Raw genomic sequence first — 2,427 nt, forward strand, 5'->3', positions numbered from 1 at the left:
GCGAAGTGCCGGCCACCATGAACGAACTCGTGACGCTGCCCGGGGTGGGCCGCAAGACCGCCAACGTCATCCTGGGAAACGCATTCGATGTCCCCGGAATCACCGTCGACACCCATTTCGGGCGGCTGGTTCGGCGCTGGCGCTGGACGGCCGAAGAGGACCCGGTCAAAGTCGAGCATGCGGTCGGCGAACTCATCGAACGCAAGGAGTGGACCCTGCTCAGTCACCGGGTGATCTTCCACGGTCGCCGGGTGTGCCACGCCCGCAAACCGGCATGCGGGGTCTGCGTGTTGGCCAAGGACTGTCCCTCGTTCGGAACTGGGCCCACCGAACCGCTGATCGCTGCCGCCCTGGTGCAGGGCCCGGAAACCGAGCACCTGTTGTCGATGGCCGGGTTGTAGCGCAGCACCGCCCACCAGATGACCACTTTCACGCCTCGAACCGCCCGCTGGACCGTCGCGGTGCTGGCGGTCGTCGCGGCATTGGTCGCGGCGTTGCTGGTTGAGTTGCGTGATAGTTCCCACTCGTCAACCGCCCCACCGACCAGTTCCGGCCACGAGCATCGTGACGCCGACACCCCAGCGGCGCTGGCGGGACCGCGGCAGCGTGCCGACCTCGCGCCGTGTCCGCACCCGGGCACCGATCCCGGTCCGCCGGCGTTGCGCGGTGTGACCGCGGAATGCGCAGCCGACGGCTCGGTCGTTGACGTCGGTCCGGCCCTGGCCGGGCATCGGGTGGTTCTCAACTTGTGGGCGTACTGGTGTGCACCCTGCGCGGCCGAACTCCCTGCGATGGCCGAGTATCAACGACGGGTCGGGACCGATGTGATGGTGGTGACGGTGCACCAGGACGAGAACGAGACGGCGGCCTTGCTGCGATTGGCGGACCTGGGTGTCCGATTGCCGACCCTGCAGGACGGCAGCCGTCGGATCGCGGCGGCGTTACGGGTGCCAAATGTGATGCCCGCGACAGTAGTGCTGAGATTGGACGGTAGCGTTGCGCAGACCCTGCCGCGCGCTTTCGCCAACGCCGACGAGATCGCAGCTGCGCTCGGAGATCCGGCGCGATGACGCCCGGCGAGCGGCCGGGCAATTGGACGAAGGAGGGGCCGGTGAGCGCAGGGGGCACTCCACGACCGCGCGGTGAAGACCTCACCCACTCGCCAGGAACGATTCAGTTGAGGCCTGAGCTCGGCCCGTCCTGGCTGCGTCCATTGGTCGACAACGTCGGTCAGGTGCCCGACGCTTACCGCCGTCGTCTTCCCGCCGATGTACTGGCCATGGTGACTGCCGCCAAGGCCACGGCCTCGATTCGCAAAGATGGACGCGACGCAGCGGTGCTGGTGCTGTTTTCCGGTCCCCCGTCCGGCCAAGCCAACGGCGCTCGGCCCGACTCCCCTCCGGATGAAGCCGATCTGCTGCTCACAGTGCGGGCCTCCACATTGCGTCACCATGCCGGCCAAGCTGCGTTCCCGGGCGGCGCCTCCGATCCGGACGACGACGGGCCGGTGGCGACCGCGCTGCGAGAGGCACACGAAGAGACCGGCATCGACACCGGCAGGGTGCATCCGCTGACCACGATGGAGCGAACATTCATCGCGCCGTCGGGTTTTCACGTCGTGCCGGTGCTGGCGTATTCGCCCGATCCGGGACCGGTGGCCGTCGTCGATCGGGCGGAGACAGCAATCGTGGCCCGGGTGCCGGTGCGGGCCTTCATCAATCCGGTCAATCGGCTGATGGTGTACCGCAGCTCGTTGCACCGCCGCTTCGCCGGGCCGGCTTTTCTGTTGAACGAGATGCTGGTTTGGGGTTTCACCGGCCAGGTGATTTCGGCGATGCTGGACGTGGCCGGTTGGGCTAAACCCTGGGACACCAGTGATATTCGGGAGTTGGATGAAGCGATGGCTCTAGTCGGCGACGAGGATGACGACTGATGACCTCATCACAATGGCTCGACATCGCGGTGCTGGGTGTTGCTTTCATCGCGGCGATCTCGGGTTGGCGCTCGGGTGCACTAGGCTCGCTGCTGTCATTCGTCGGTGTGCTACTCGGTGCGATCGCAGGCGTCCTGCTGGCTCCGCATCTTGTCGCCCAGATCAGCCAACCGCGGGCCAAACTGTTCGCCGCCTTGTTTCTGGTCCTGGGGTTGGTCGTCGTCGGCGAGGTCGCTGGTGTGGTGCTTGGACGCGCGGTGCGCGGCGCGATCCACAGCAGCGCAGTGCGATTCTTCGATTCGCTGATCGGGGTGGCAGTGCAGCTGGTGGTGGTGCTGGTGGCGGCATGGCTGCTGGCAATTCCGATAACCGCGTCGTCGGGCCTGCCGAGATTGGCTGCCGCGGTGCGGGGGTCACGGGTGCTGGCTCAGGTCGACGGGGTCGCACCGCCGTGGTTGAAGACGGTGCCCAAGCGGTTGTCGTCGATGTTGAAC

3 protein-coding genes and 1 pseudogene are annotated in these 2,427 nt (G+C 66.8%); all 4 read left to right on the forward strand.

The genetic code is table 11. From position 1 onward, the window contains the following. Nucleotides 1-401: endonuclease III domain-containing protein (locus WAN71_RS01185; RefSeq protein WP_422223576.1), on the forward strand; the 401-nt coding region annotated here is incomplete at its 5' end. A gap of 18 nt (nucleotides 402-419) precedes the next feature. Next, nucleotides 420-1,070: a TlpA family protein disulfide reductase gene (locus WAN71_RS01190; protein WP_422223577.1), complete on the forward strand. Its 651-nt coding sequence runs from the start codon at nucleotides 420-422 to the stop codon at nucleotides 1,068-1,070. 41 nt (nucleotides 1,071-1,111) lie between these two features. Then, nucleotides 1,112-1,933, forward strand: a complete 822-nt coding sequence (locus tag WAN71_RS01195; protein ID WP_422223578.1) for an NUDIX hydrolase — start codon at nucleotides 1,112-1,114, stop codon at nucleotides 1,931-1,933. Next, nucleotides 1,933-2,427 (forward strand): annotated as a pseudogene (gene marP, locus WAN71_RS01200) (acid resistance serine protease MarP); the annotation flags it as partial. The gene WAN71_RS01195 and the pseudogene marP, both read left to right, overlap by 1 nt.

Source organism: Mycobacterium sp. (assembly GCF_049280035.1).
Classification (GTDB): Bacteria; Actinomycetota; Actinomycetes; order Mycobacteriales; family Mycobacteriaceae; genus Mycobacterium.